General features: G+C 39.7%; 32 protein-coding genes. 11 read left to right on the forward strand and 21 right to left on the reverse strand.

The genetic code is table 11. The features are described 5' to 3' along the window. Positions 1–3 precede the first annotated feature (3 nt). Positions 4–561 carry a cupin domain-containing protein gene (locus tag TEGAF0_RS09090; RefSeq protein ID WP_264897861.1) on the reverse strand — a complete coding sequence of 186 codons (558 nt, stop codon included), beginning with the start codon at positions 559–561 and terminating at the stop codon, positions 4–6. A 65-nt stretch (positions 562–626) separates the two neighbouring features. Further along, the gene (locus tag TEGAF0_RS09095) at positions 627–1,325 is read right to left on the reverse strand and encodes an SDR family oxidoreductase (RefSeq protein ID WP_264897862.1); all 699 of its coding nucleotides are present in this window, start codon (positions 1,323–1,325) and stop codon (positions 627–629) included. Between the two features lie 25 nt (positions 1,326–1,350). Between TEGAF0_RS09095 and TEGAF0_RS09100 the strand changes: the two genes are divergently transcribed. Further along, a complete protein-coding gene (locus tag TEGAF0_RS09100) occupies positions 1,351–2,046 on the forward strand; it encodes a YjjG family noncanonical pyrimidine nucleotidase (protein WP_264897863.1) in 696 nt (231 codons plus the stop codon). Between the two features lie 127 nt (positions 2,047–2,173). Here TEGAF0_RS09100 and TEGAF0_RS09105 read toward each other — a convergent pair whose 3' ends face one another. The 5 genes from TEGAF0_RS09105 to TEGAF0_RS09125 form a co-directional block, all read right to left on the reverse strand. Continuing rightward, positions 2,174–2,380, reverse strand: coding sequence for a hypothetical protein (locus TEGAF0_RS09105; protein ID WP_264897864.1), 207 nt, complete (start codon positions 2,378–2,380; stop codon positions 2,174–2,176). A gap of 85 nt (positions 2,381–2,465) precedes the next feature. Then, positions 2,466–3,122 (reverse strand): phosphatidylserine decarboxylase family protein, encoded by a 657-nt coding sequence (locus TEGAF0_RS09110; RefSeq protein WP_264897865.1) that lies wholly within the window; start codon positions 3,120–3,122, stop codon positions 2,466–2,468. Positions 3,123–3,169: 47 nt separating this feature from the next. After that, positions 3,170–4,030: a phosphatidate cytidylyltransferase gene (locus tag TEGAF0_RS09115; protein WP_264897866.1), complete on the reverse strand. Its 861-nt coding sequence runs from the start codon at positions 4,028–4,030 to the stop codon at positions 3,170–3,172. Positions 4,031–4,057: 27 nt separating this feature from the next. Beyond that, positions 4,058–4,264 (reverse strand): DUF2007 domain-containing protein, encoded by a 207-nt coding sequence (locus TEGAF0_RS09120; RefSeq protein WP_264897867.1) that lies wholly within the window; start codon positions 4,262–4,264, stop codon positions 4,058–4,060. Beyond that, positions 4,248–5,177: a CPBP family intramembrane glutamic endopeptidase gene (locus TEGAF0_RS09125; protein WP_264897868.1), complete on the reverse strand. Its 930-nt coding sequence runs from the start codon at positions 5,175–5,177 to the stop codon at positions 4,248–4,250. The genes TEGAF0_RS09120 and TEGAF0_RS09125 overlap by 17 nt, the downstream gene beginning before the upstream one ends. An 82-nt stretch (positions 5,178–5,259) precedes the next feature. Here TEGAF0_RS09125 and dusB point away from each other — a divergent pair, with 82 nt between their 5' ends. After that, entirely contained in the window at positions 5,260–6,300 is a 1,041-nt protein-coding gene (dusB, locus tag TEGAF0_RS09130; protein WP_264901230.1) for a tRNA dihydrouridine synthase DusB, read from the forward strand. Here the strand turns inward: dusB and TEGAF0_RS09135 are convergent. The 3 genes from TEGAF0_RS09135 to TEGAF0_RS09145 are packed head-to-tail and all read right to left on the reverse strand — an operon-like array spanning position 6,265 to position 10,017. Continuing rightward, positions 6,265–6,936 carry a glutathione peroxidase gene (locus TEGAF0_RS09135; RefSeq protein ID WP_264897869.1) on the reverse strand — a complete coding sequence of 224 codons (672 nt, stop codon included), beginning with the start codon at positions 6,934–6,936 and terminating at the stop codon, positions 6,265–6,267. The genes dusB and TEGAF0_RS09135 overlap by 36 nt on opposite strands. A 52-nt stretch (positions 6,937–6,988) precedes the next feature. Continuing rightward, positions 6,989–8,365 carry an aldehyde dehydrogenase gene (locus TEGAF0_RS09140; RefSeq protein ID WP_264897870.1) on the reverse strand — a complete coding sequence of 459 codons (1,377 nt, stop codon included), beginning with the start codon at positions 8,363–8,365 and terminating at the stop codon, positions 6,989–6,991. Between the two features lie 32 nt (positions 8,366–8,397). Then, positions 8,398–10,017: a peptidase dimerization domain-containing protein gene (locus tag TEGAF0_RS09145; RefSeq protein ID WP_264897871.1), complete on the reverse strand. Its 1,620-nt coding sequence runs from the start codon at positions 10,015–10,017 to the stop codon at positions 8,398–8,400. 130 nt (positions 10,018–10,147) lie between these two features. On the opposite strand from TEGAF0_RS09145, the gene TEGAF0_RS09150 reads away from it, so the two are divergent. Continuing rightward, on the forward strand, positions 10,148–11,608 hold the full coding sequence (locus TEGAF0_RS09150) for a Gfo/Idh/MocA family protein (RefSeq protein WP_264897872.1): 1,461 nt from the start codon (positions 10,148–10,150) through the stop codon (positions 11,606–11,608). A gap of 71 nt (positions 11,609–11,679) precedes the next feature. Here the strand turns inward: TEGAF0_RS09150 and TEGAF0_RS09155 are convergent, their stop codons facing one another. From TEGAF0_RS09155 to TEGAF0_RS09170, 4 genes are all read right to left on the reverse strand, one after another. After that, on the reverse strand, positions 11,680–12,549 hold the full coding sequence (locus TEGAF0_RS09155) for a TIM barrel protein (protein WP_264897873.1): 870 nt from the start codon (positions 12,547–12,549) through the stop codon (positions 11,680–11,682). Positions 12,550–12,636: 87 nt separating this feature from the next. Beyond that, complete coding sequence (locus TEGAF0_RS09160; protein WP_346347623.1) at positions 12,637–13,182, reverse strand: gluconate 2-dehydrogenase subunit 3 family protein; 546 nt, start codon at positions 13,180–13,182, stop codon at positions 12,637–12,639. Between the two features lie 21 nt (positions 13,183–13,203). Then, positions 13,204–14,883 carry a GMC oxidoreductase gene (locus TEGAF0_RS09165; RefSeq protein ID WP_264897874.1) on the reverse strand — a complete coding sequence of 560 codons (1,680 nt, stop codon included), beginning with the start codon at positions 14,881–14,883 and terminating at the stop codon, positions 13,204–13,206. A gap of 39 nt (positions 14,884–14,922) precedes the next feature. Further along, positions 14,923–15,804, reverse strand: a complete 882-nt coding sequence (locus tag TEGAF0_RS09170) for a hydroxypyruvate isomerase family protein (protein WP_264897875.1) — start codon at positions 15,802–15,804, stop codon at positions 14,923–14,925. A 189-nt stretch (positions 15,805–15,993) separates the two neighbouring features. Between TEGAF0_RS09170 and TEGAF0_RS09175 the strand changes: the two genes are divergently transcribed. The 6 genes from TEGAF0_RS09175 (at position 15,994) to TEGAF0_RS09200 (ending at position 20,507) form a co-directional block, all read left to right on the forward strand. Continuing rightward, a complete protein-coding gene (locus TEGAF0_RS09175; RefSeq protein WP_264897876.1) occupies positions 15,994–17,160 on the forward strand; it encodes a Gfo/Idh/MocA family protein in 1,167 nt (388 codons plus the stop codon). A 3-nt stretch (positions 17,161–17,163) separates the two neighbouring features. After that, positions 17,164–18,219, forward strand: coding sequence for a sugar phosphate isomerase/epimerase family protein (locus tag TEGAF0_RS09180; RefSeq protein ID WP_264897877.1), 1,056 nt, complete (start codon positions 17,164–17,166; stop codon positions 18,217–18,219). 56 nt (positions 18,220–18,275) lie between these two features. Continuing rightward, the gene (locus TEGAF0_RS09185; RefSeq protein ID WP_264897878.1) at positions 18,276–18,671 is read left to right on the forward strand and encodes a c-type cytochrome; all 396 of its coding nucleotides are present in this window, start codon (positions 18,276–18,278) and stop codon (positions 18,669–18,671) included. Between the two features lie 5 nt (positions 18,672–18,676). Next, the gene (locus TEGAF0_RS09190) at positions 18,677–19,465 is read left to right on the forward strand and encodes a 3-keto-disaccharide hydrolase (protein WP_264897879.1); all 789 of its coding nucleotides are present in this window, start codon (positions 18,677–18,679) and stop codon (positions 19,463–19,465) included. Next, positions 19,465–19,911: a nucleoside deaminase gene (locus tag TEGAF0_RS09195; protein ID WP_264897880.1), complete on the forward strand. Its 447-nt coding sequence runs from the start codon at positions 19,465–19,467 to the stop codon at positions 19,909–19,911. The genes TEGAF0_RS09190 and TEGAF0_RS09195 overlap by 1 nt, the downstream gene beginning before the upstream one ends. A gap of 122 nt (positions 19,912–20,033) precedes the next feature. Continuing rightward, the gene (locus TEGAF0_RS09200; RefSeq protein ID WP_264897881.1) at positions 20,034–20,507 is read left to right on the forward strand and encodes a lysozyme inhibitor LprI family protein; all 474 of its coding nucleotides are present in this window, start codon (positions 20,034–20,036) and stop codon (positions 20,505–20,507) included. A 68-nt stretch (positions 20,508–20,575) separates the two neighbouring features. On the opposite strand, the gene TEGAF0_RS09205 is transcribed toward TEGAF0_RS09200, so the two are convergent. Beyond that, positions 20,576–21,217, reverse strand: a complete 642-nt coding sequence (locus TEGAF0_RS09205) for a hypothetical protein (protein WP_264897882.1) — start codon at positions 21,215–21,217, stop codon at positions 20,576–20,578. Positions 21,218–21,609: 392 nt separating this feature from the next. Here TEGAF0_RS09205 and TEGAF0_RS09210 point away from each other — a divergent pair, with 392 nt between their 5' ends. Beyond that, positions 21,610–22,215 (forward strand): superoxide dismutase, encoded by a 606-nt coding sequence (locus TEGAF0_RS09210; protein ID WP_264897883.1) that lies wholly within the window; start codon positions 21,610–21,612, stop codon positions 22,213–22,215. 67 nt (positions 22,216–22,282) lie between these two features. Continuing rightward, positions 22,283–22,879, forward strand: coding sequence for a hypothetical protein (locus TEGAF0_RS09215; RefSeq protein ID WP_264897884.1), 597 nt, complete (start codon positions 22,283–22,285; stop codon positions 22,877–22,879). Positions 22,880–22,923: 44 nt separating this feature from the next. On the opposite strand, the gene yidD is transcribed toward TEGAF0_RS09215, so the two are convergent. The 6 genes from yidD to TEGAF0_RS09245 all read right to left on the reverse strand — a co-directional run bounded on the left by yidD (position 22,924) and on the right by TEGAF0_RS09245 (position 26,083). Beyond that, the gene (gene yidD, locus TEGAF0_RS09220) at positions 22,924–23,205 is read right to left on the reverse strand and encodes a membrane protein insertion efficiency factor YidD (RefSeq protein ID WP_264897885.1); all 282 of its coding nucleotides are present in this window, start codon (positions 23,203–23,205) and stop codon (positions 22,924–22,926) included. After that, positions 23,189–23,650 carry a ribonuclease P protein component gene (locus TEGAF0_RS09225; RefSeq protein ID WP_264897886.1) on the reverse strand — a complete coding sequence of 154 codons (462 nt, stop codon included), beginning with the start codon at positions 23,648–23,650 and terminating at the stop codon, positions 23,189–23,191. Before TEGAF0_RS09225 ends, yidD begins: the two co-directional genes overlap by 17 nt. Before the next feature lie 101 nt (positions 23,651–23,751). Further along, the gene (gene rpmH, locus TEGAF0_RS09230; RefSeq protein ID WP_071790296.1) at positions 23,752–23,907 is read right to left on the reverse strand and encodes a 50S ribosomal protein L34; all 156 of its coding nucleotides are present in this window, start codon (positions 23,905–23,907) and stop codon (positions 23,752–23,754) included. A gap of 99 nt (positions 23,908–24,006) precedes the next feature. After that, positions 24,007–24,837, reverse strand: coding sequence for a glutamate racemase (murI, locus tag TEGAF0_RS09235; RefSeq protein ID WP_264897887.1), 831 nt, complete (start codon positions 24,835–24,837; stop codon positions 24,007–24,009). Positions 24,838–24,920: 83 nt separating this feature from the next. Next, positions 24,921–25,532 carry an OmpH/Skp family outer membrane protein gene (locus TEGAF0_RS09240; protein ID WP_264897888.1) on the reverse strand — a complete coding sequence of 204 codons (612 nt, stop codon included), beginning with the start codon at positions 25,530–25,532 and terminating at the stop codon, positions 24,921–24,923. Positions 25,533–25,564: 32 nt separating this feature from the next. Continuing rightward, positions 25,565–26,083: an OmpH/Skp family outer membrane protein gene (locus tag TEGAF0_RS09245; RefSeq protein ID WP_264897889.1), complete on the reverse strand. Its 519-nt coding sequence runs from the start codon at positions 26,081–26,083 to the stop codon at positions 25,565–25,567. Between the last annotated feature and the right edge of the window lie 8 nt (positions 26,084–26,091).

Genomic DNA, 26,091 nt, shown 5'->3' on the forward strand with positions numbered 1-26,091 from the left:
GTGCTATAAACTCAGAGGGGGACCTACCACTTTCATACCATGTGCTTTATGAATAGCGTCCATTTCAGCTGCACTTGGCTTTGTTTTCATAGTATTCATCAAACTAAAAAACTCCTCCATTTTCCCAGCAGGTTGTAACATATAAATCATCCTACCTAAGTCGGTTAACTGAATCCATGTATGTGGTATATTCCTGGGCAAAAAAATGGTTTGTCCAGCTGTTAATACATGGGTCTCATCTCCAACAACAAAACGATAACTTCCGTCTATCACAGTAAAAATTTCATCCTGTTCCAGATGTACATGTAACATAGGGCCCACTTTGGCAGTTCCAACATAATCAAATACAGACAACTGTCCATTGGTGTCTTTAGAAGAGATTTTTAAGTCATTGGGATGGACACCCAGAAACTTCACCACTTCACCGAACCTTGACTTTCCGGCATCAACAATAAATGGTTTGGGTTGTTTGCCTGAGGATTTCTGCGCTACAAGGTTTCCCATGATGGCAATAGAAGGAATCAATAAGGCAGACTTGGTAAAAAATTCATTGCGTTTCATACTTCAGATTTTTATCCAAAGCTGCAACCCAACCCGTAAGTATTAGTGGTAAAAAAACGACATTCTTATAAATCCCCTAACTGAGGGCGCATCACAATATCTTCTATAACCGCCATTGGAGACAAATGCGCTGCCGCAAAAATCATTTCCGCAACATCATTCGCTTCCATAATTCTTTTGGGATCAATATCAAATCCATCCCAGCTAGCACTTAGTGTGGCTCCCGGCATAACGGCAGTAACTTTGATTCCTTTTGGTTTCAGCTCTTCCCGAAGATTTTTACTAAATCCCAGTAAGGCAAATTTTGAAATACTATAGCTGCCACCGTTGGCATAAGCATTTAAAGAAGCGATAGAACAGATATTAAAAACATGCCCTGAAGCATTTTGGATCATTGCAGGCAAAATGGCTCTTGTTAAATGGTAGGCACTATACAAATTAGTTTCAATCATTTGTTCCAACATTCCCTCATCTTCATCATGAATACTGCCTGGCAAAAACTGTCCTGCATTGTTTACCAAGATATCGGGTGCTCCCTGTTCAAGACACCAGGCAGCAAATTCCTGTACCGATTTTTTATTGGCCATATCACAGGATTTTCCCTTTATGATACAATTTGGGAATCTTGTTTGTATTTCATTCACGGTATCATACAAAGACTTCTCACCTCTACTACAAACAAGTATTGTATTACCCTCTGCTGCAAATTTTTCCGCTATGGCTTTGCCAATTCCTTTGGAAGCCCCTGTTACAATGATATTCATATGCTAAAGTTACTAACTTTACCCTATGCAATACCAGCACTTGTTTTTCGATTTAGATCATACACTTTGGGACTTTGACACCAATTCAAAAGAGGCATTACAAGATTTGTATCAGATTCATCAATTGAATGAAAAGGGCATCGCCAACTTTGATGTTTTTTTTGAACGATATAGTTATCACAACCATTTGCTATGGGAACGATATGCCAAAGGACAAATAAAACAAGATGAACTAAGATGGAAAAGAATGTACCTGGCTATGCTGGATTTTAAACTGGCAAATGAAAAGCTGGCGCGTTCAATGGGTATTGACTTCCTCGACATTCTACCCAATAAAAACAAAGTGTTTCCATACACATATGAAATACTGGAATACCTAACTGGCAAAGGTTATGTACTGCATTTAATTACCAACGGATTCGAAAAAGTGCAGCAGCATAAATTGATACAAAGTAATATATCACATTACTTCAATGAAATGATTACTTCTGAAGTAAGTAATAGCCTGAAACCCAACAAGGAAATCTTTGATTTTGCACTCAATAAAACAGGAGCTTTGGCAGAACAAAGCATAATGATTGGCGACAATTTAGAGGCGGATATTCAAGGGGGGATTAATGCTGGCTTAGATACGATTTTTGTAAATCATCTCAATACCACGCCGCATATAAAGGCTACTTATACCGTATACCATTTACAAGAGCTGGAACAAATTTTTTAATTCTAGTTAAATGGTTGAATCTCTAATAATAATATCATCTACTTTGTAAGCGAAACACAAGAATGGATAAATAAAAAACCCGTACTGATTTACATCAGGACGGGTACGTAACAATTGGGGGGATTGATTAAGCTTTCTTAGTTGTTGCAGGTGCTTTCTTCTCAGCTTCTTTCTTGCAACAATCTTTCATGTCTTTTCCTTTCATATCGCATTTCATTTCTTTGCCATCTTTAGCACACTCTTTCCCTTTTGCACATTTTTTTCCATCTCCATGAGCCAATGCAACACCAGTGAAAAGGGTAGCAGAAATTGCGAATAAGAATAATTTTTTCATATGACTTGTTTTTAATTGATATATTAAAATTACTGCTTTTGTTTAATTTTTTTGCAGAAAATTTGTTAACTTCTTAACGTATTGATTACCAGCTGGCAAGCACAGTAACTCCTCCTTTTACCACCTGATTCAATGCAACTTCCACTTTGGTACCCACCGGTAAAAGCACGTCTACTCTACTTCCAAACTTGATAAAACCATATTCGTCGCATTGCTTCGCTGTTTGACCTACTGCAGCATAATTACAAATTCTTTTAGCCAAGGCACCAGCAATTTGTTTAAACAAAATTTCACCGTATTGGTTCTTAACCGCCACACTCCATCTTTCATTCTCTGTAGAAGATTTAGGATGCCAGGCTACCAAATACTTACCCTTATGGTATTGATTATAGGTTACTTCACCACTCATAGGAAAGCGATTCACATGCACATTGGCTGGACTCATAAAAATACTTACCTGAATACGCTTGTCTTTAAAATATTCAACATCTGTGATTTCTTCTATCACTACTACTTTGCCATCGGCAGGACATATGATTTTTGTATCGTCAATGGTATGAACCCTGTTAGGGATTCTGAAAAAAGAAATAATGAATAGAAACAAAGCCAATGTTATTATAAAGATAATAGTTGCAAAAGTGGGCAATGTTGCACTAAGGAAACCAAAGGACAATAAGTTGATACCTCCAAAAAGTAAAGCTGTAATGGCAATGGTTTTATATCCTTCCCGATGTATGGTCATATTATTGATGAATTAATGTGCAAATGTAGGGTGCAGAGAACTTACTCTTAGAAAAAAAGAAATAAAACCAGCCAAACAGCTGGTATGGCAATCAATAAAGAGTCAAAACGATCCAGAAATCCACCATGACCCGGCATAAAGCTTCCACTATCTTTTACTCCTGCGGTTCTTTTTATTTTACTTTCCAGCAAATCGCCCAAAGTCCCTGCTATAGCGGAGGTTAGGGACACAGCCACCAGGGTTTTCAGCGGTAAGCCCCAGATATAATGACCAGCCAGTGTTACTGCAATAACTGCCAGCACGGCTCCCCCATATGTCCCTTCTTTGGTTTTCTTAGGACTAATTGGACTTAGCGGTGTCTTTCCGATTAATGAGCCCACCAGATAGGCCATGGTATCATTGATCCAGATGGAAGAAATAATGGTCATGGGTAAAACCCAGTGCGGGCCTTCAAAAAACTGAATGCTATGATCGTACAAATCAATCATCATGGCACAGGGTATGGTAATATATAGAACACCCAAAGCAGCATATAAATTCACTGGATAACCCAATTTGGTGCGAAAGAAAAAGACAGTAATCAGCAGTACAATGATTAAAATATAAATTAAGATGGAAGCCCAATACCAAAGCGGTAAAGCTTGATACAATGTCCCTTTCCCTGCTATGATCAACAACACCCAAAAACTTCCGATAATATTTTGGGATTTGTATATCAGCGGAGCGCCCGCATACGTGGCGTTTATAATCCCCATTAACCTATGAAATTCTACCAAGCAACCTACCATGATCACACCAAACAAGACTAAAAAACTCCACTGATTATAAAAAAGTCCTCCGCACATCACTAGTACAAAAATGACTGCAGTGATTGCCCTGGTTCGTAAAGTTTGTAGGTTCAATGCCATAATAAAGCGAAGATAAGAATAGCTTAGCTATTGGCTAAAAGTCTGCTGAATTAGCTGAAGGGAGGTTTCTTTCAAATGAACAGGAACATAAATTTCAATTTCTCCAAAAACCGGATAACTGCTGTCTTGTTTATTTAACTGTTGCACAGGTATCTGATTTTCAGATAACATGCCATATAAGATACTCGCTTCCGCCAAGCTTTTGGTAGAAAAAATTTTAGTCCACTGATTCATTCGCAACCATATTGGTTTGTTTGGATAAAAAAAAGTTGGCTTCTTTTTTCAATAACAGAATGGCAGGAACCACAACAAATAAGCCAATCAATCCATACCAAATGGGCATGGATTCTTCAATGGCTTCTTTAATAGGTTTGCCTGCCTTGGTATACATGAATATTTGTATCACAACCACCGCATTGTTTAAGAAATGCATCAGGATTGCTAGCCAGATATTTTTGCTGTAATGATAAATCAGCCCTAATACTACTCCCAATGCAATCCTGGGTAAAAAACCAAAATAAGACCCATGAATTGCACTAAATAAAATAGAGGCGATCAAAATACCAAGAAAGGCATTTTTGGTTAGTCCCACCAGAATGCGCTGTAAACCTGAACGAAACAAGACTTCTTCAAAAATGGCCGGGGCAATAGCTATAACCAATAATCCCAGTAGTAAATCAAAAACATCTTTCATATTGGCCAGCGACAACATGGTCTTAAGGTAATCATCTTCCATTTTTCTGGCTTTTGCTAAAAAAGAGGCAGGCATGGGAATCATTTCATTGATTTCTGCCAACGCACCACTAATAAAGAGGGCACCAAATGCTATTGCACCAACTGCCGCCACTTGCTTAATAGATAAATTACTATTAAATCCCAGTTCCTGCATAGGGTTGCTGGATACAATTCTAGCAACAGCCCAGGAGGGGACGAAAAAGGCAAGAAAAGTGGCAAAAGCATTGGCAAATCGTGAAAATTGAACGTTTTCAGGCTTTAATAAGGCATCTCCTGCCTGCATCAGGGGAACATTAAGTACTATTGAACTTAACCAGCTCAGGAGTAATCCACTAATAATTAAACTCACTCCTAAAAAGCCCAACAACATGCCTAACTGGCTGGAATATGCAACAACTGGTCTCTGATTCATTAAAATGCGTAATAAGGTTGTAAATTTGCTATTCCTTTTTTCATTCACCAACTAAATAATGATAAAAGGATCAATCTGCAATATGGTAAAAATAGATCAAATAGAACTTCCCGACTTCCCTTTGTTACTGGCGCCTATGGAAGATGTAAGCGATCCTCCGTTCAGGGCGGTATGCAAAGACAATGGGGCCGACCTGATGTATACCGAATTCATCAGTAGTGAGGGATTGATTCGTGATGCCATTAAAAGCAGACAGAAGCTCGACATATTTGAATACGAACGTCCAGTGGGCATTCAGATTTTTGGAGGAGACGAAGAAGCACTTTCCCTGAGTGCAAAAATTGTAGAAACGGTAAATCCAGATTTACTCGATATTAACTTTGGTTGCCCTGTAAAGAAAGTGGCATTAAGAGGTGCCGGTGCAGGTGTTTTGAAAGATATTGACCTGATGGTTCGCTTAACGGAAGCAACGGTAAAAAGTACCAAGCTACCCGTTACCGTAAAAACTAGACTGGGCTGGGACGATCAGAGTAAGAACATAGAAGAAGTAGCGGAAAGATTACAGGATGTTGGTATAAAAGCACTGGCCATTCATGGAAGAACAAGAGCGCAGATGTATAAAGGTGAGGCAGACTGGACCTTGATTGGAAAAGTAAAGAACAACCCCAGAATCAAGATACCCATTTTTGGAAATGGAGATATAGACAGCCCTCAAAAAGCAAAACTTTATAAGGAGCGTTACGGTGTAGATGGCATCATGATTGGAAGAGCAGCCATTGGATATCCATGGATTTTCAGAGAAATCAAACATTACCTGGCCACTGGTGAAGTGTTACCCGCACCTACCCTAGCAGAAAGAATTGAAGTGTGTAAAAAACATTTACGCAAATCAGTTGAATGGAAGGGACCCAAAGTAGGCATCTTCGAAATGCGCAGACATTATACAAACTATTTGAAAGGTTTGCCCGGCATTAAAGACTACAGAGCCAGATTGGTAACCTTAATGGAGCCAGCTGAAATTGAAGGGGTACTAGACGAAGTAACTGCAAATTATACAGGCTATGAATTCGAAAGAACGCCTATTGAATTAATTGACTATCACCAAAAATGTCCCATTGACTAGTGACATATTTTTTGGGGAAACCCATTGTGAATAATAGGCCATTAGCATGCCTGTTTCGTCAATCAGGTATTTAGAGAAATTCCAATCGGGTTCTTTTTCGCACCAACCATTTTTAGTGGGGTTGGTTAACCATTGGTACACCGGCTGTTGATTGGCGCCTTTAATAACCTGACCTTTTTTCATTAACTGGAATGTTACTCCATAATTCACTTTACAGAAAGTGGCAATATCTTCATCTGATTTTTTTTCCTGCTCTTTAAAATCATTGGCAGGGAATCCAAGAATAACCAAACGGTCTCCGTACTTTTTGTGCAATGCTTCTAGTTCTTCATATTGACCAGTATAACCACAATCACTTGCTGTATTTACCAGCAAAACTTTTTTCCCTCTTAGTTCACTGAATGGAAGGGTATCCCCATTGTTTTTGATGGCAGATAATTCGTAAAAATTTTCAATCGGGCGAATAGCTTTGTCGTTGTTCAGCATGGTTTTGCTGGACTGCCCCGTTAGCTTACCTAAGAACATAATGATGGGGTACGCTTTTTGTAATAAGGATTGTCTCCAGGTCATATTGGGTTCTTTTATCAGAAAAGCTGCAACACCGAATATAGCAGCCAGTAGCATTAGTTTCCTCATATACGTTTTTGAAATAAAAAAAGTTCAATATTTATTCAAACAACAAGAGAGATTATCCAACCAACCACTTTAATAATTTCAGTTTGCCGGTAAATGGAGGATATTTTAAAGCAGGGTCAAACCAAGTAGGTGTTTTCATTACCGACTTTTTATGACTGAAAGTATCAAAGCTTTGTTTTCCGTGATATGCCCCAGTACCGCTGAACCCTCTTCCGCCAAAAGGAAGATTAGGATTGGTTAAATGCAAACTCGCCGTATTTACACATGCACCTCCGGATGGAATAGCATCCAGCCAGGCCTTTTCTTTTGCAGCGCTACTGGTAAAAACATAAAATGCCAGCGGATTAGGATTTCTATTGATAATGGCTTTGGCTTCTTCCAGCTTAGAAAAAGTAAGGATGGGCAAAACAGGACCGAATATTTCATCCCGCATAATATTAGAATCTACAGAAACACCATCAAGCAAAGTGGGTTCTATATACAAATTCGCTTCATCATATTTCCCTCCGTACACTACAGTACCATCCGATAAATAGGAAACAATTCGATTAAATTGTTTCTGGTTAATGATTCTTCCATAGGCATCGGAATCGATGGCATTGGCGCCATAAAATTGAGGGATGTACTTCTTAAGTGCTTCAATCAATTCAACCCTTCTAGACTCATGCACCAAAACATAATCAGGGGCTACACACATTTGACCAGCATTGGAAAACTTAGGCATGGCAATGCGCTTGGCTGCAACAGCAATATTGGCATCGTCTTCTACAACGCAGGGACTTTTACCACCTAATTCCAGGGTAACAGGCACCAGATTTTCAGCAGCCATTTTGTAAATAATTTTTCCAACAGATGTGCTGCCCGTATAAAAAACATGATCAAATACAAATTGATTCATCATGGCAGGTATAACTGTTGCGCCATCTCCTTTCACATAAAGCACCTGTTCCGGAGGAAAAACAGCTTGGACAATTTTTTCCATAATGGCTTCAGTTGCGGGAGCGAATTCGCTGGGTTTCAATACCACAGTGTTTCCGGCAGCAATGGCCCCCATCAACGGAGTAAACAATAACTGAAAAGGATAATTCCAGGGACCAATTACCAATACAACACCCAGTGGTTCCCTAAAGATAGAGGAGCTAGAAGGGAGGTTCAGCAAATTAGTAGTAACTGGTTCTGCATCCATCCAGGAAGATAAATGCTTAATTGTTTCCTTTAGCTGAGTCAAAAAAAAGCCATTCTCGGTAACCCAGGTTTCTTCCCTGCTTTTGTGCAAATCTATATATAGGGCATCATAAATTTCTTCTTCGTGATCTTCCACTGCTTTTTTCAAAGACATTAACTGCTGCTTTCGAAAAGCGTAAGGCCTGGTGGCACCTGATTCAAAAAACCTTCTTTGTTGCTGCAGTTGTTCAATAAGGGCTTGCATTCGTCCAAAATTTAGAAGAACAAGTTAAGCAATTAATTAGCCTTCTTTTCTATTTGTGGATACTGAATTCCTAATTGCTCCAGATAGGTTTCATATTTTGATGGGTCGTAATAATACTTCTTCAATTGCGGCCTGAACTGGTCCATTATTTTTTTATTCAGGTGAATGGCTGGCGGATTTGTTGGTTCCACAAATGACTTGTACTTTATATCTTTTGTTTGTACATTTTTATGATAGTCCCAGGCATTTGAAATAATGCTTGCATCTGTAAACATATCTAGCAAAGTTGCGGCAACTACTTTACTTCCGCTAACCACTCCCTTGTGTGCAATAGGTGTTGCCATTGCAATACCATCTGCCCAGTTATGTCCCGGGGTGCCTGGAATATTGGAGGGATATCGAAGAACAACAGTTGGCAAGTTCCATGCAATATCCGCGATATCATCGCTACCTCCACCCATTGAAAATTCAACGGGGCCATTAAGCGTATCAAGTTTAGTGGCTAATCCATCAATGATTTCTCCCCGTTGATTTTTCTTTGGCGCATTTACTAATTTCTGAACGGCTCTTGCTAATTGCTGATCCGCAGCGTCCCAGGAGGGTAACCCAACTGTTTTAATATTCGCATATACTGCTTCTGCTATTGATCTATTAAAATGACCAGGCCATGCTGTACCAAGGAGTTGATGTGAAACTTTTGTGCCAGTCATGGTTGCAACTGAATTGGCATACAATACTGCATCATCGTACATATTCTTAATATCCTCATAGGTTCTCTCTCTTAAATAATACCATACAGAAGCTTTTGAGGGAACTACATTGGGTTGATCTCCGCCATCAGTAATTACGTAGTGAGATCGTTGTGTGGGCTTTAGATGTTCCCTTTTAAAATTCCAGGCAATATCCATCAGTTCTACAGCATCCAAGGCACTTTTACCGCGCCAGGGGGCACCTGCCGAATGCGCCGAACTACCTTCAAACTTAAACTCTACAGAAACAAGTCCGTTATTGCCCGCATCGCCCCATGACACACCTAAATTACTTCCAACATGAGTAAATATGCAAGCATCTACATTTTTAAAATATGCATCTCTTATATACCATGCTTTTGACCCAACCAATTCTTCTGCAACGCCTGGCCAAATAACAAGGGTTCCTGTAATGCCTTCTCGCTCCATTATTTTTTTTACTTCAATTGCAGAAAGAATAACCAAAGGCAATCCAGAATTGTGTCCTTCACCATGCCCGGGAGCATCCTCTACAATTGGCTCCTTGTATGCAACACCTGGCTTTTGTGATGCTTTAGGAATACCATCTATATCACTACCTAATGCAATTACGGGTTTCCCATTGCCCCATTTAGCCATCCACGCAGTAGGTATTCCCGAAATTCCTCTCTCGATGGAAAAGCCGTTCTTCTCTAAAATTTGAGTGAGATAGGCTGAGGTTTCAATTTCCTGAAAACCTAGTTCAGAAAAACTAAAAACCATATCAACCATTTCCTGTGCAGTTTTTTGTTTTTCATCCAAGGATTTAATAACCTCTTTCTTCCATTGACTTACATTAGAAGTGCTTTTGGTAGTGTTTTTTTGTGCAGTAACTGTAGTCACAAAAAAGATGAATGGAAGGCAAATGATTTTTCGGAGTAACATGGTATACTTTTTAGGTGCATCCTAAGTTAACCAAAAAGCCTGTTACCATTTCATTCCTATTACCATATATAAATTTGGCAAGACAATATTTTACAAATTTCATTATATTCATACTTCACAATTGCTCCATATGAAAAAGAAAGAAAATCCAGAAAAACAATCAGCTCAAAACAATTCCAGGCGTTCCTTCCTAAGGAATGCAGGCCTTGCTGCAGCAGGGTTTTACATTGTACCACGTCATGTATTAGGACGAGGTTTTATTGCCCCAAGTGATAAACTCCAGATTGCAGGTATTGGTGCAGGAGGAAAAGGAGAAAGTGATTTATGGAGTTTCTATAATAGCGGCAAAGCAGATATTGCATTTTTGTGTGATGTAGACGACAGACAATCTAAAAAAAGTAGGGAACGTTATCCTAAAGCAAAATACTACAAAGACTACAGAGAGATGCTCGACAAAGAGCACAAATACATTGATGCAGTTTCTGTATCAACACCCGATCATATGCACGCCATTCAAGGCCTGGCTGCTATGCAACTGAAAAAGCATGTATACATTCAAAAGCCCTTGTCTCATAATATTTCTGAAGCAAGAGAACTTACAGAAGCAGCTCATAAATACCAAGTAGTAACACAAATGGGCAACCAGGGTGCCAGTGGTGATGGCGTAAGAAAACTAATTGATTGGTACAATGCCGGATTAATTGGTGATGTACATACTATTTATTGTTACACAGATCGTCCGGTATGGCCACAAGGAGTTGGTTGGCCTACTACCAAAGGAACTGTTCCGGAAGGTTTAGATTGGAATCTATGGCAAGGGGTTGCACCAGCCAAAGATTATGTTGATGGATTACTTCCTTTCAACTGGAGAGGTTGGTGGGATTACGGTACCGGTGCATTAGGTGATATGGCTTGTCATATCATGGCACCTGCATTTGCTGTATTAGGATTAGGATATCCTGTATCTGCAGAATGTAGTGTTGCTACCCGATACCTCCAACCATGGACCCGTGCTTACTATCCTGAAAGTTGCCCAACAGCTTCGCATATCATTTTAACCTTCAAAGGAAAAGACGGCAAGCCCGATGTGAAACTACATTGGATGGATGGTGGTATTCAACCTGCTCGTCCTGAAGAGTTAGGACCTAATGAAATGATGGGTGATGGTGGCAACGGAGCCATCTTTGAAGGAACCAAGGGTAAAATGATTTGTGGAACATATGGTGCATTACCTAACTTATTGCCTACTTCTAAGAGTAAGGAATACGACAATGTACCGCAAACCATTAAGCGTGTACCTAAAGGAGACAATGGTCACTATGCTGCATGGGTAGAAGCGGCTATTGCAGGATATGGATCTGCTCAGGCAAAAGAACTCAGCTCTAACTTTGATATCGCAGGTCCTTTAACAGAAAGTGTTTTGATGGGCAACCTTGCCATCAGAAGTTTTGATATTCAAAAGAAAGCTGCTTCAGGTAGAGTTTCTTATCCAGGTAGAAATATCAAATTACTTTGGGATGGGCCAAACATGAAGATTACCAACTTCGACGAAGCCAATCAATTTGTAAGAAAGGAATACAGAACCTTCTAATTTAAGGAGATTGTAAAAAAGGGCTAGCAGTATTTGCTAGCCCATATCAATTTGCTATGAAGCAGTAAAAATTAAATTGAAAACACTTTCATATAAGCCGCATTCTTTTCTGCGCTCTCCATTGGGTTCGTACCAGTAAATGCTTCCTGTTCTACAATATGGTGTTTCATACCATATTTCTGCATTTGACCAAGGATCTTTTTGAAGTCGATATCGCCCTTTCCAATCTGGCAAGACTCAATACCTTTTGCGGTTTTGGTCTGGTCTTTAACATGACAGAGTCTAAAACGATTCGGATATTTTTTAGCCCAAGCAACAGGATCTTCATTAGCGGCAACCACCCAATAAATATCCATTTCAAAGTCAACCAGTCCGGCATCCGTTCCTTCCATCATAACTGTTTGCGGCACTAATCCATCCAATACCTTAAAGGAATAATCATGGTTATGATACGCAAAACGAATTCCGTTTTTCTTACAAATTTCACCGCTCTTATTGAACTCGTCATTGAAGCGTTTGAAATTGTCAATTGACTTCTGTGGCCCTTTGTAAGGACAAATCAGGTATTTAACGCCAACTTCTGCTGCTTCTGCCGCTTTTCTTTCAAAGTCAACAGTATTATTGCTATGTGCAGAGATCAGTGACATACCCAGGTCGTCCATGTATTTTTTAAACTCTGTATTTTTCCAGCCCCAGAAAAATCCTTTGGGACCTTCAAAACTTTCAATTTGCTTGTAACCATAAGACGAAAGTTTTGCCAAAGTACCTTTAGCATCTTTCATCATATCTTCTTTTACAGTCCATAACTGTAAACCAAAAGCAGAGAGCTTTTTGGTTTCTCCGAAACTGGATAAGAAATTGGATTTACCTGCAAATGGCAAACTCAAACCTGCAGCCGCAAGGCCTGCTGTTTTTAAAAAATCTCTTCTATTGTTGCTCATAATTAATTTATTGAAGCCGTGTACAAAATAAATTCAAAAGCCATGCCATTTTATTTTTTAGCCAAAGGCTTTGGTTTGATTGAGCTACTAGGTAGCCCAGGCCTTATCGCCTTTTTTATACTCGGTACATCCTTCAAACTTACCTGGCACTGCTACATAACGCAATACTTTGGTGGCACCCACTTCTGAAGTAAAGAAGCCCCATAAAGTAAGCTCTTTCATCATTCTGAAATAATGCGGAAGCTCCTCGGGCTTTTTCTTTTCCTGAAAAGCTTTTGCTTCTGCATCAAGCTCAGTAAGCATTTTGGTGCGTTCTTCTGCTGAAGCTTTCATAAAGTTGGTTCCTTTTAATTTGGCCATTCCTTCCATAAAAACTTTTGCTTCTTCCGGTTTATAACAATCTTTTACAATTACCGTCATAAACTCACCCACGTTGGCTTCTTTAGCACCTGGGGTATCTGTTTTAGGAAGAATGGTTTCGGCAACTTCATTTAAAAATGCAATGTCTTCAGGTGTAAAAGCAACAGCATCTCCTGCAGTTGATTTACAACCAGACAAAAATGCCTGAGAGCCTAAAATGGTTCCGCCTAATAATAGCGCAACACTGGATAATGCTTCTCTTCTATTCATCATGGTATAATGCGTTTAATAAGTTTATAAATTTCCTTTTTTCAATTCACTAACGGCAAAATCTACAGCTCTTGCAGTGAAAGCCATATAGGTTAAAGATGGGTTTACACATGCTGAAGATGTCATGAATGAACCATCGGTAACAAATACGTTTGGTGCATCCCATATTTGATTGTGCTTATTTACTACAGATGTCTTAGGATCAGCACCCATTCTGGCAGAACCCATTTCATGGATACCTCTACCTAATACACCATTGGCGTCATAGCCTTTAACATCTTTAACACCAGCATTGGTAAGCATTTCAATGGCATCTGCCTGCATGTCTTTACGCATTTTGAGTTCGTTCTCTTTTAACTCTGCGTCAATTTTCAGCACATTCAAGCCCCACTTGTCTTTCACTGTTTTGTCGAGGGTCACAAAGTTTTTGTGATCAGGTAAAACTTCTCCGAAGCCCATGATTCCCATTGACCAGCCACCTGGTTCTGAAATTGCTTCCTTGAATGCAGCACCAATGGTAGCTTCCGCAACATTGCTACCCCATCCACCTCTGTTACCACTTCCTTGATATCCAAAGCCTCTTAAATATTCACGTTTATCATTACCAACATTCTGGTAACGTGGAATATAAATACCATTCGCTCTTCTACCGAAAGTATATTTGTCTTCATAGCCTTCAACACGTCCACCAGCGCCAACGCCTAAGTGGTGGTCCATAATATTATGACCCAATTCACCACTGCTACTTCCCAATCCACCTTCCCATACATCCGTTGCAGAATTCATCAGAATCCATGCAGAATTTAAAGTAGATGCATTCAAGAAAACAATCTTTGACTTATAAACATAGGTCTTGTTGGTTTCTGCATCTAGTACTTCAACACCAGTTGCACGCTTGGTGTCTTTATCGTATAAAATCTTGGTTACAATGCTCCAGGGTCTTAGTGTTAGATTGCCGGTTTTCATCGCCGCAGGCAAAGTAGAACTCTGCGTGCTGAAATAAGCACCGAAAGGACACCCTAGCCAGCATTTATTACGGAACTGACAAGCAGATCTTCCTTCAATTTCTTTAGTAAGGTTAGCAGTACGTCCAATAATCATGGCACGCTGTCCCTTATAATATTCCTGCAAACGCTTAGCAACATCTTTTTCAACACAGGTCATTTCCATCGGAGGCAAAAACTGTCCATCTGGTAAAACAGACAAACCATCTCTGTTTCCACTGATCCCTGCAAAACGCTCAACATAATCGTACCATGGCTCAATCTCTTTGTAACGAACAGGCCAATCAACGGCAATACCATCTTTAGCATTGGCTTCAAAATCTAAATCGCTCCAGCGATAGCTCTGGCGCCCCCACAACAAAGAACGACCACCTACATGGTATCCTCTGAACCAGTCGTATCTTTTAACTTCTACATATGGGCTTTCCTGATCGTTTACCCACATGCCATACGTTTGTTCGTTCAAAGGATAGTCGCGGTTCAGTACTGGATTTTGCGCAATCATTTCCTGGGTTTTTCTTCCGTGGTGCGGATAATCCCAGGCCTCCTTATTGGCATTCACATAATCCTTTACGTGTTCAATGTTACGACCTCTTTCGAGCATCAATACTTTTAAGCCTTTCTCGGTTAGCTCTTTTGCCGCCCAGCCGCCGCTGATGCCAGAGCCAATCACAATCGCGTCAAAATTTTGTTCAGCCATGTTAGATGTTTATGCTTTGATGGTTTAAAAAAATAGATATTAAATATTACAGATGTCAATTGCTTTTTTTAATGAGCCCAGTTTGTCTTTTGCCACTGGAATGAATTCCTGTGCCACATATCCTTTGAAGCCCGTATCTACTATCGCTTTCATAATGGCAGGGTAATACAATTCCTGTGACTCATCAATCTCATGTCTACCGGGCACACCAGCAGTATGATAGTGACCTATATAGGCTGCATTGTTTCGGATGGTTCTGATAACATCGCCCTCATCAATTTGCATATGATAGATATCATAGAGCAGTTTAAAATTCTCCGAACCAATTTCTTTGCAAAGAGCAACGCCCCAGGCAGTCTTATCGCACATATAATCTTTGTGGTCAACTTTACTATTCAGCAGCTCCATGATGATAGTAACGCCTCTTTTTTCTGCAAGCGGCATAATTTTTTTTAAACCCTCCGCTGCATTTTTTAATCCAACAGCATCGTCCATCCCATTTCTGTTTCCACTGAAGCAAATCAGGTTTTTATAGCCGGCATCTGCTACCAGATTAATATGTTCTGTATAGTTTTTAATTAATGTAGCATGGTACTGAGGATCGTTCCATCCCTTAACCAGACTGATTTCTGCGCCATTACACATGGTAGAAACCATGCCATGCTTTTTTAAAGTTGGCCAATCTTTAGGACCCACTAAATCAATTCCGGTAATACCTATTTTTTTTGCTTCAATACACAATTCATCTAAAGTCAATCCATCAAAGCACCAACGGCAAACTGCGTGATTTATATTCCCTTTCATAGTTGTTGAGGCCGTAGCGCAGGACGCTAAGGACGGAATCAGGGGTGTTGCAGCAACTGCAACAGATCCTGTAATAATGTTTTTAATGGCAGACCGCCTATTGGATGATTTTTTCATACAGCATTCAGAACCCTAATATAAATATTTGTTTGCAGTAAACTTCTATGAATTATATAAAATGTTCAAGAAGGCATTCGATTCGGTAAACAAATAACAAGAATGAATCCAGTTCATTAAATGAATATAATCGCCGATTATGATTAAATTAGAGGCGCATAACCAAACAATAAATTAAAAAATATACTTATGGCTAGAAAATTAAGAATGGGAATGATTGGCGGAGGAAAGGATGCGTTTATTGGCGCAATCCACCGTCTTGCCGCCAATATGGACGGTCAGATTGAATTGGTTTGTGGTGCATTAAGCATCAATCCAACCATCGCCCAGGAATCGGGAGAAATGTTATTTCTGCCACAGGATCGTATTTATATGACCTATGACGAAATGATTAGCAAGGAAGCAGCATTGTCTGCAGACAAAAGAATGGATTTTGTAACGATTGTTACGCCCAACTTCGCCCATTTTACACCGGCCATGATGGCGTTGGAGCACGGTTTCCATGTTGTAATTGAAAAACCAATCACATTTACACTGGAAGAAGCCAAGCAATTAAAAGCCAAAGTGGAAGAAACTGGTTTAACACTATGCTTAACGCATACTTATTCAGGCTATCCAATGGTAAAACAAGCAAGGGCAATGGTAGCCGAAGGTGCATTGGGTAAAATCAGAAAAGTATGGGTGGAGTATCCGCAAGGCTGGTTGAGCAAGCTAAGTGAAAGAGAAGGCAATGCGCAGGCAGCCTGGAGAACCGATCCTAAAAAATCTGGAAAGAGCGGAAGCATGGGAGATATTGGTACCCATGCAGCACATTTGGCTGAATATGTAACCGGGGCTCAAATCAGTAAAATTTGTGCCGACTTAAATACCAAAGTAGAAGGTAGAATGCTGGATGATGATGGATCTGTATTGTTACATTTTAACAATGGCGCATCGGGTGTATTGATGGCATCTCAGGTTGCTGCGGGAGAAGAAAACGCGCTAAAAATAAGAGTATACGGAGAAAAGGGAGGTTTAGAATGGGCGCAGATGGAACCCAATACCTTAATTGTAAAATGGCTGGAAGCCCCGATGCAGATTTTACGTGCAGGAGCCAATTACACCGATCGTTTATCCAGCTTTGCTACTAGCAATTGCAGAACGCCCGGCGGACATCCGGAAGGTTACCTGGAAGCTTTTGCCAATATTTATAAAAATTTCGCTGCAACGGTACAGGCTAAAATTGAAGGCCGCACCCCTACCAAAGAACAACTGGATTTTCCAGGTGTTGAAGATGGAATCAGAGGTATGGCATTTATTGATAATGTAGTGGCATCTGCCAACTCAGATGTTAAATGGACAGAACATAAAATATAATTCATGACCAATATTAAAGGACCAGGCATTTTCCTGGCGCAGTTTATGGGCGATACAGCCCCGTTTAATTCATTGTCATCTATTTGCCAATGGGCAGCTTCTTTGGGTTTCAAAGGAGTACAAATCCCCTCTTGGGATGCACGTTGTATCGATTTACAAAAAGCAGCAGAAAGCAAAACCTATGCAGATGAAATCAGAGGGATTGTTGCTGCCGCTGGATTAGAAATCACTGAACTTTCCACGCACTTGCAAGGACAATTGGTAGCGGTAAACCCTGCGTATGATGCTCTATTCGATGGCTTTGCACCAGATGCTGTAAGAGGAAATCCAAAGGCAAGAACTGAGTGGGCAGTTCAACAGTTAAAATATGCAGCCAAAGCTTCCCAAAACCTGGGACTCAATGCACATGCTACTTTCAGCGGTGCTTTGTTGTGGCAAACGGTTTATCCATGGCCACAAAGACCAGCTGGTTTAGTAGAAACAGGATTTACAGAATTAGCTAAAAGATGGATGCCCATCCTACATGAGTTTGATGCAAATGGCGTTGACCTTTGTTATGAAATTCATCCGGGCGAAGATTTACATGATGGCGTTACTTATGAAATGTTTTTAGATAAAGTAAACCATCATCCACGTGCTTGTTTATTATACGACCCCTCCCACTTTGTGTTACAGTGTCTCGATTATAAAGCCTATATAGATCACTATCATGAACGCATTAAAATGTTTCATGTAAAAGATGCCGAGTTCAATCCTACAGGAAAGCAAGGAGTATATGGTGGCTATCAGGGTTGGGTAGAAAGAGCTGGAAGATTCAGATCATTGGGAGACGGACAGGTAGATTTCAAAACCATTTTCAGTAAACTGGCACAGTATAACTATACTGGCTGGGCAGTAATGGAATGGGAATGTGCATTAAAGCATCCGGAGACCGGTGCTGCAGAAGGGGCTCCTTTTATTCAGCAACATATTATTCGAGTAACAGATAAAACATTTGATGATTTTGCTGGTACCGGATCGGATGAAAATTTTAATAAAAGAATATTGGGTATCAACTAACTTTAACCACGCTATTTTGAATAACAGCTAGCGTATCACCATTTAAACGAACGATTATGAAAAAGTACTTAGTACTATTTGCCATCACTGGATTAGTTGCTGCAGCTTGCGGTGGCAGTGAAGAAAAGAAAGATGAAAAAGCAGCAGAACCTGCTGCAACAGCGGCTCCTGTAGCAGATCTTAGTAGCAACCCTGATTACACAAAGGGATTAGAACTGGTTGGTAAATCAGACTGCTTAACCTGTCACAAAGTGAACGATAAACTAATTGGACCATCTTATAAGGATGTTGCAAACAAATACGAAGCTACAGAAGAAAATATCAGTATGCTGGCCAGCAAAATCATTAAAGGTGGTAAAGGTGTCTGGGGAGAAATACCAATGACTCCGCACCCACAAATTAGTGAAGAAGATGCGAAGGCAATGGTAAAATATGTTTTACTCCTTAAGTAAGCTACATGAATCAATTAATATGGGTTACTGTAATGGGGGCTGGACTTTTATCCGTTTCTATTAATAACATCAACAATTTCACCTCCTCAAATCCCGCAAAAAATTCAGCCGCCGCTGCCTCAACTGGAAAGCTGTCTGCAATTTCCACCAATCCTAATCGCGCAAAAGCGAAATGGATTAAATTGTTTGATGGCAAAACCACCAATGGCTGGAGAACCTATGCAAAAGACAGCATTGGAAGTGCATGGAAAGTAGAAGACGGTGTTTTGTTTCTAGACTCGAAAGCCAAGAAGGAACAGAAACTGGGTGGAGGTGATATCATTCACGAAAAATCATTCGAGAATTTTCATCTACGTTTGGAATGGAAGGTTTCCAAAAATGGCAACAGTGGCATTATTTTCTGGGCACAAAACGACCCGGCAAAATACAAAGCGGTATGGCATACCGGACCAGAAATGCAAGTGCTGGACAATGGCGGACATCCGGATGCAAAAATCAGAAAACACCGCGCAGGTGATTTATACGATTTAATTGAAGGACCAGACACCGCTGTAAAGCCAGTTGGCGAATGGAACAAAGCAGAAATTATTTCAAAAAACGGTACACTGGAGTTAAAACTCAATGGCGTTACTACGGTAAAAACCACTTACGGAGACGATGCATGGTTTAACTTAATTGCTAACAGCAAATTCAAAACCATGTCTGGTTTCGGCAGAACTTTTAGTGGACATATTGCCCTGCAGGACCATGGAGACGATGTGTGGTTTCGCAATATTGAAATCAAGGAATTATAATGCAAACCCTGAACCACGAGTACTTCATGAAACAGGCATTAAAAGAAGCCCAGTTGGCTTTTGATGCGGATGAAGTACCCGTGGGTGCAGTGGTGGTTATGAATAACCAAATTATTGCTAGAGCGCACAACCAAGTAGAGTTGCTAAACGATTCAACTGCACATGCAGAAATACTGGCCCTCACTTCTGCCTATAGCGCATTAGGCGCCAAATACTTGCCCGAAGCCACCCTTTACGTAACCGTAGAACCCTGTCTCATGTGCTGCGGTGCTATCTATTGGGGTAAATTGGGACGCATCGTGTACGGTGCATCCGACGAAAAGAATGGATACAAGCACCTCACCAAAGAGCAGTGGCCATTTCATCCCAAGACAGAATTAATCTCTGGCGTTTTAGAAGCCGACTGCGCATTTCTCATGCGTTCTTTTTTCAGGGCCAAGCGATAGCTATTTGATATAAGCGCTTGTGTTCAATCATAATCGAAATTTGGGCTCATTCAAAAGGAATATTACTTTGTTTAAAATTTAATTAACCAATTCGTCTATCATTCTTAAACCATAGATGAGTCATGTATAAGAAGGTAGTTTTTTTCGCCCTATTCGCATTTATAGCTAAGCTGTCGGCGGGACAGGTTGATAAACCTAAAGAATTAAATCCTCAAATTGAGTTTTCAAGAGACACTTCATATATAGAAAAGGCTTTTTCGCTACGAATGAAAAAAGATTATACCACAGTTGGTATGAATAAAGCTATAGAAGAGATGACTTCCTCTTATGACCAATTGCTCAATAAATATTATAATAGGCTCTTAAAACTATTACAGCCTCAAGATAAAATAACACTTGTGACTGCACAAAAAGCTTGGCTAAAATTTAGGGATGCAGAATCTAAATTAATCAGAACCCTCTCTAAAGAAGCTTACTCAGGCGGTGGCACTATACAGTCAAATTTAGTATCGAGCGGATATGCAGACCTTGTTGTGAAACGATGCATAGATATTTTTAAATACTATGATAGCCTTGAAAAAAGTGAAAAGTATTAACAAGGCATCGCTTGCAGGCTATAATTTCTATTGCATATTAATATGTAGGATAACTTTAGATTAATAACTTAGAAGTGATATGTTAGGGTTGGTGTTAACGTGATAGTTTCTAATGTATTGGTTGATACTAGATAGTAGATTCTAGATCTTATACCTATATCGAATTTTGTATCTATTTTTTTTGAATATTGCAAACCAGCTGATAGCCCTCCTTCCTCCAATTTGCTATTAGCAAAATTTCTTTGAGAGATGTCTATAATATTTCCAATAGTTATTTCTTGTTGTTGAGAACGGAGATAAAAAATGCCAAACTCATACTTAAAGTTGGGAGTCTTCTTCGAAAAGTTTCTTTGATAAAATAATTGATAAAAACGATTTTCATGTTTAATGTCAAAATCATTAATCGAAAGCCCCAATCCATTAATTATAGTACTGTAACCAATCCGTTTTGTATTAGAACTTTGTGCAAATCCAAAATTCCAAGAGGCCATTTTAGTTGCTTGAAATTTTAATTCGACTCCACTAATACTTCCAATGAAATTTTTATTTAAAAAAGCAGTACCATCTGGTCTTCCATTTTCGTTATAGCTTCGGACAAAAAAATTACCTTGTAAGCCATAGCTCACTTCTAATGAAATTTTACTTTTAGTTTGCGCAAAAATTTGTGCGGACAGAATCAAAAGTAAAAACGAAAGGTTTGTTTTCAACATATTGGAATTATTGGATTTTTCTTATTAAACGAGGAAGATAGATATTCAAGTGCAAATATGAAAATGAGTATTCGAGAAATACCACTTCACGCAATTATTAATGATGGATTTACTCAAACAAACACGAGAATGAGCATTCGATTATTACTGAATAACGAAATTATATGAGATGTATTAGCTGAGTAAAATACCAAAGTGAGCATTCGATTATTGCATGCGAATGAGAGGCTCATGAGTTAAATACATGCAATAATCGGCAGCGAACGTGGAATTTTACTCAGCTAGTACTTAGATAATGTCAAATTCCGAAACAAATCGGCTCTTTAACACATAATTAAACCAATGCCGTGTAAATTTGTAATTCATTTTTATACCTTTTAAATATAAACACTATGTCATTTACTTTAGCACCTTTACCCTACGCGCATGACGCGCTTGAGCCACATATTGACACTACAACCATGCAAATTCACCATGGCAAGCACCACCAGGCTTATGTTGACAATTTAAACAAAGCCATCGCTGGTACCCCTAATGAAGGAAAGTCTTTGGAAGAATTAGTGAAAGCTGCAGGCAGCATTAGCCCGGCTGTTCGTAACAATGGTGGAGGTCACTGGAACCATACCTTCTTCTGGGAAAGCCTTGCAGCTAATGCAGGTGGAACACCTTCAGGTGAATTAGCAGATGCTATTAATACTGCATTCGGTTCATTCGATGCATTCAAAGAGAAATTCGCGAATGCGGGGATGACTCGTTTTGGTAGTGGCTGGGCTTGGTTAATTGTAAAAGACGGCAAACTAGAAGTAAGCTCTACCCCTAACCAGGACAATCCTTTGATGGATGTTGCTGAAGTAAAGGGTACGCCAATCTTAGGTGCTGATGTGTGGGAACATGCTTACTACCTTAAATACCAAAACCGCAGAGCAGATTATTTAGCTGCTTTCTGGAATGTAGTAAACTGGAGCAAAGTAGCTGAGCGTTTTGCTGCAGCCAAGTAAATAAAATCTTGTATTTTCACGTCACGCTGTAGATTTCTGCAGCGTGATTTTTTTTAAATATAGTCGTATGAAAAACCTATTTGCCTTTTTTGTTTTGAGCAGTTTATTAATCGCCTGTGCTGGCAATGACAAAACCATCATCATTATGAGCAAGGGGGAAGCTGCTGTAGATTTAAATGCTGGAACCATTCAGGCGAAAGACGGGGCAGGTCATGAAGAAAAATTAGTGGCAGTAAATAAGGCCAATATTAGCTTTAAACTCAATACGCCTGCTGGTGAGGCAACCGTTGAGTTAAAGGAAAATGGTTTATACATAATCAATGTTAAGAACGATACTATTATCGGAAGCTATCAACAATATACCAGTGCATCTCAGGCACAAAAAGTAATTAGCCAGGAAAGCTTGGCTCAAAAAATTGATTCCTTGCAATTGCTGAGCGAAGGCAAGAATGTAACGGCTGCGAATCGAAACTTTTTCATCCTACCCAATCAGGCTGCATTCATAACCAGTAACGCACAGGCACAAGTAGTAGGGCCATATCACCAGATGCGTTCTGCAGAAAAAGTAGATGGAAAAGATCCGGAGATTTATCGCTTCTATAGCATCAAAGAAATCAGGGAAATGATTAGCAAACTCAAAGCGCTTACGGTAGCTTCGGAATAATTTGGCCAATCAGATTTACGAAATATATGTTGTAAGCAAAATAGCTAAGGAACAGGGTCCCAGCCAGAACCACCGCCAGGCCTACATTTGCTAAGACGCTTCGCCAACAGCCATCCCCCTTTGAATAGCCCATATTTTTTTAGGGCTTCTTCGCCATATTGCGAACAGGTTGGAATGAACCGGCATTTAGGACCCATCACGGGTGAAAGAATGTATTGGTAAATTTTAATAAACGGAATCAGTATATATCCAAGCAATTGCGCTATGGAAAAATAGCTTTGCTTATTCAATCTGATGGGACGGGTGGGATTACAACTGCTGCACATGGTTTTCCGTTTCGGTAATTTTTCGCAACAATTTTTCCAGCACTTTTTCCATAGTTTCTTTTAGCGGGGCAAATGCGGGAAGCTCTTTACCTACGTACAAAAAGAATACATCTAAAGATTGAGTCTTTTGCTCCATTGCAGCATAGAGGGGCTGCTTCTGTGTTCTATATACTTCGCGCAACAAACGTTTAACCCTATTTCGGTCATTGGCTTTCTTAAAAATTCTTGAACTCACGCCAACCCCCGCATGGACATTACCCCTTTTTAAAAGCATTTTTTCCTTTTCAGATGATTCAGAATCATTGCCTGAATTAACATCTTCCGACAAGGTATAAAACATTTTAATCGGGAAAATACTAAACGACTTACCCCTAGCAAATAGCCCTTCCAAAGCTTTTCTGCTTTTTAATTTTTCGTTTTTGGAATAAGTGTTTTTGGTTTCCATTCTTTACAAAACTAAAAAAGCTCCGTCACAAAGACGGAGCTCAATATGATTTGCCCAACAAGATTCTGCGAATCTTGTTTCCTCAGAGAGGATGGAGGGGATTACTTTAATCCTTTTTCGCTAGAAACAGTCAGTTTCTTACGACCTTTCGCTCTGCGGCTTGCCAATACTTTACGGCCATTAGCAGTCTCCATACGCTTACGGAAACCGTGAACGGTTTTACGACGACGCTTGTGTGGTTGGAATGTACGTTTCATTGATGTCTTTTTTTACTAACCCTAAAATATGGTTTCATTTCATTGCTGCAGTCACCATACCGCCGCTTGTGAAAGGACGGCAAAATTAAGTAAAAAAGATTAATGACCCAATAGTATATGCGTTGATTTCAAGGATTTTCCAAAGAAAATAGCCCCTTTCTCATCAAAATCGGCAGTAGAATCGGTGGTACAGAACCTTATTTGGCCATTTTTAGAGCATTTTTCGGCCATAGCGGGATGTCTTTCCAGGTAATGAACCAGGCTTTGGGCTACAATTTCACCTTGCGCTATCAACTGGATATGACTCGGAAGAAAGGCAGAAATCTTAGGAATCAACAATGGATAATGCGTGCAAGCCAGTAAAATAGTATCAATAGCAGGAGATTGCTGCAATAGCTGTTCAAGATTATTCTTCACAAAATAGTCAGCACCTGCCCCTACATGCTCCCCATTCTCAATCAGCGGAACCCACATAGGACAAGCCTGCTGATACACCGACATTTCAGGAAAAAAATGGGCAATTTCCAATATATAACTTTCACTGATGACTGTCCCTTTGGTCGCGAGCACGCCCAGCTGGCCCGATTCGGAGAAACGACCAATGACTTCAGCGGTGGGTCTGATCACCCCAAGCACTCTTTTAGAAGGTCCATAGGCAGCCAGATTCTTTTGTTGTATAGTACGTAGCGCTTTTGCAGAAGCAGTATTACATGCTAAAATAACCAGCTCGCATCCTTGTGTAAAAAACCAATCTACCGCTTCCAGTGTGTATTGATATACTGTTTCAAAAGAACGGGTTCCATAAGGAGCCCTTGCATTATCTCCTAAATACAGATAATCATATTGGGGAAGCGCTTTTTTCAGTTCTTTCAAAATGGTTAAGCCTCCATATCCACTGTCGAATACGCCAATTGGTGCTGTTGCGTGCATGGGCTAAAGATAAAAATAAAAGCCTCTCTGAACTCAATCAGAGAGGCTATATCATAAATCAATTCTTCTATTTGTATTCAGAACTATCCTTTTCCTGCAGGTTTCGCAGCTGGCTTAGCTGGAGTAGTTGTACTGCTACCTGAAGCGGCTTTCCATGCATCTTCAATTTCCTTAGGTAAAGGAAGCTTTAATTTCTGGGCAGCACGAATAGTAATATTGTCCAATAAGTTTGGTCTTACATAAGGAGAAATAGTTTCAGCTTTTAAAACCAAAGTATACTTCTGCTCAGCAACTACTTCCTGAACGGCAGCATACAATTTTTGTCTGTATGGATCTACTAATTCTTCGTATTTCGCTTGCTCCATTTGCTGAGAATATTCAGTCCAGTTAACCAATTTGTAACGGGCTTGTAACAATTCTCTGGTTGCTAATTCTCTTGCTTTGGCAGGCATGGTAGCAGAATCTTTCTTGAAGATGCTGTCTCTGCGCTGAAAATCAGCCAAAGTGTATTTGTATTCTTCTTGTAAAGAATCTAATCTATAGCTATTTAAAAGCGTGTCAATTTTAGCAATACCAGGAAATAGGGAAAGAGCAGCTTGCTCATCAAAGTATCCAATTTTAACCTGAGCGCTGGCGCTGTTAGAGAAAAGTGTAATCGCAGCGATAGCCACACACACAAAGAGAAATTTTTTCATTGTAATGAAATTTATTGTTTGTTTTTGATTAACTAGTTTTTAATGCCCAACTCTCGTAAAACCTCATCGGATTTATCCAGTTTGGGGTCGGCAAATATAACGGTAATTCCTTCACTTTTATCCAAGATAAAATCATAAACCCTTGCTACCGCTATTTTTTGGATGGCATTGTATACTTTATCCTGTATAGGTTTAACTAATTTTTGACGTTCCTTGAACAAATCACCTTCGTATCCAAAGCGCTTTTTCTGCAGGTCACGAATCTCTTTCTCTTTAACAAAAAGCTCATCTTCCCGCTTTTTCTTTAATTCATCCGTTAACATCACCTGTTCAGCCTCGTAGTTTTTATACATTTTGTCGAGGATGGCTTGTTTTTCATCAATTTCTTTTTGCCATTGCTCTCCTACTAGTTGAAGCTTTTTATCTGCATCTCTGTATTCTGGTATTTTGCTCAGAATATACTTGGTGTCAATAATGGCATAGCGTTGCTGAGCGCTAACCGCAGTGGTAAGCAATACAAGGGTTGTGAAAGCGACTAGAATTTTTTTCATACCGATAA

The sequence above is a fragment of the Sediminibacterium sp. TEGAF015 genome, assembly GCF_025997995.1.
GTDB lineage: Bacteria > Bacteroidota > Bacteroidia > Chitinophagales > Chitinophagaceae > Sediminibacterium.

Coding starts and splice junctions, on each gene's coding strand:
- TEGAF0_RS09090 (WP_264897861.1), bottom strand. CDS start 561: ATGAAACGCAATGAATTTTTTACCAAGTCTGCCTTATTGATTCCTTCT.
- TEGAF0_RS09095 (WP_264897862.1), bottom strand. CDS start 1,325: ATGAATATCATTGTAACAGGGGCTTCCAAAGGAATTGGCAAAGCCATA.
- TEGAF0_RS09100 (WP_264897863.1), top strand. CDS start 1,351: ATGCAATACCAGCACTTGTTTTTCGATTTAGATCATACACTTTGGGAC.
- TEGAF0_RS09105 (WP_264897864.1), bottom strand. CDS start 2,380: ATGAAAAAATTATTCTTATTCGCAATTTCTGCTACCCTTTTCACTGGT.
- TEGAF0_RS09110 (WP_264897865.1), bottom strand. CDS start 3,122: ATGACCATACATCGGGAAGGATATAAAACCATTGCCATTACAGCTTTA.
- TEGAF0_RS09115 (WP_264897866.1), bottom strand. CDS start 4,030: ATGGCATTGAACCTACAAACTTTACGAACCAGGGCAATCACTGCAGTC.
- TEGAF0_RS09120 (WP_264897867.1), bottom strand. CDS start 4,264: ATGAATCAGTGGACTAAAATTTTTTCTACCAAAAGCTTGGCGGAAGCG.
- TEGAF0_RS09125 (WP_264897868.1), bottom strand. CDS start 5,177: ATGAATCAGAGACCAGTTGTTGCATATTCCAGCCAGTTAGGCATGTTG.
- dusB (WP_264901230.1), top strand. CDS start 5,260: ATGGTAAAAATAGATCAAATAGAACTTCCCGACTTCCCTTTGTTACTG.
- TEGAF0_RS09135 (WP_264897869.1), bottom strand. CDS start 6,936: ATGAGGAAACTAATGCTACTGGCTGCTATATTCGGTGTTGCAGCTTTT.
- TEGAF0_RS09140 (WP_264897870.1), bottom strand. CDS start 8,365: ATGCAAGCCCTTATTGAACAACTGCAGCAACAAAGAAGGTTTTTTGAA.
- TEGAF0_RS09145 (WP_264897871.1), bottom strand. CDS start 10,017: ATGTTACTCCGAAAAATCATTTGCCTTCCATTCATCTTTTTTGTGACT.
- TEGAF0_RS09150 (WP_264897872.1), top strand. CDS start 10,148: ATGAAAAAGAAAGAAAATCCAGAAAAACAATCAGCTCAAAACAATTCC.
- TEGAF0_RS09155 (WP_264897873.1), bottom strand. CDS start 12,549: ATGAGCAACAATAGAAGAGATTTTTTAAAAACAGCAGGCCTTGCGGCT.
- TEGAF0_RS09160 (WP_346347623.1), bottom strand. CDS start 13,182: ATGATGAATAGAAGAGAAGCATTATCCAGTGTTGCGCTATTATTAGGC.
- TEGAF0_RS09165 (WP_264897874.1), bottom strand. CDS start 14,883: ATGGCTGAACAAAATTTTGACGCGATTGTGATTGGCTCTGGCATCAGC.
- TEGAF0_RS09170 (WP_264897875.1), bottom strand. CDS start 15,804: ATGAAAAAATCATCCAATAGGCGGTCTGCCATTAAAAACATTATTACA.
- TEGAF0_RS09175 (WP_264897876.1), top strand. CDS start 15,994: ATGGCTAGAAAATTAAGAATGGGAATGATTGGCGGAGGAAAGGATGCG.
- TEGAF0_RS09180 (WP_264897877.1), top strand. CDS start 17,164: ATGACCAATATTAAAGGACCAGGCATTTTCCTGGCGCAGTTTATGGGC.
- TEGAF0_RS09185 (WP_264897878.1), top strand. CDS start 18,276: ATGAAAAAGTACTTAGTACTATTTGCCATCACTGGATTAGTTGCTGCA.
- TEGAF0_RS09190 (WP_264897879.1), top strand. CDS start 18,677: ATGAATCAATTAATATGGGTTACTGTAATGGGGGCTGGACTTTTATCC.
- TEGAF0_RS09195 (WP_264897880.1), top strand. CDS start 19,465: ATGCAAACCCTGAACCACGAGTACTTCATGAAACAGGCATTAAAAGAA.
- TEGAF0_RS09200 (WP_264897881.1), top strand. CDS start 20,034: ATGTATAAGAAGGTAGTTTTTTTCGCCCTATTCGCATTTATAGCTAAG.
- TEGAF0_RS09205 (WP_264897882.1), bottom strand. CDS start 21,217: ATGTTGAAAACAAACCTTTCGTTTTTACTTTTGATTCTGTCCGCACAA.
- TEGAF0_RS09210 (WP_264897883.1), top strand. CDS start 21,610: ATGTCATTTACTTTAGCACCTTTACCCTACGCGCATGACGCGCTTGAG.
- TEGAF0_RS09215 (WP_264897884.1), top strand. CDS start 22,283: ATGAAAAACCTATTTGCCTTTTTTGTTTTGAGCAGTTTATTAATCGCC.
- yidD (WP_264897885.1), bottom strand. CDS start 23,205: ATGTGCAGCAGTTGTAATCCCACCCGTCCCATCAGATTGAATAAGCAA.
- TEGAF0_RS09225 (WP_264897886.1), bottom strand. CDS start 23,650: ATGGAAACCAAAAACACTTATTCCAAAAACGAAAAATTAAAAAGCAGA.
- rpmH (WP_071790296.1), bottom strand. CDS start 23,907: ATGAAACGTACATTCCAACCACACAAGCGTCGTCGTAAAACCGTTCAC.
- murI (WP_264897887.1), bottom strand. CDS start 24,837: ATGCACGCAACAGCACCAATTGGCGTATTCGACAGTGGATATGGAGGC.
- TEGAF0_RS09240 (WP_264897888.1), bottom strand. CDS start 25,532: ATGAAAAAATTTCTCTTTGTGTGTGTGGCTATCGCTGCGATTACACTT.
- TEGAF0_RS09245 (WP_264897889.1), bottom strand. CDS start 26,083: ATGAAAAAAATTCTAGTCGCTTTCACAACCCTTGTATTGCTTACCACT.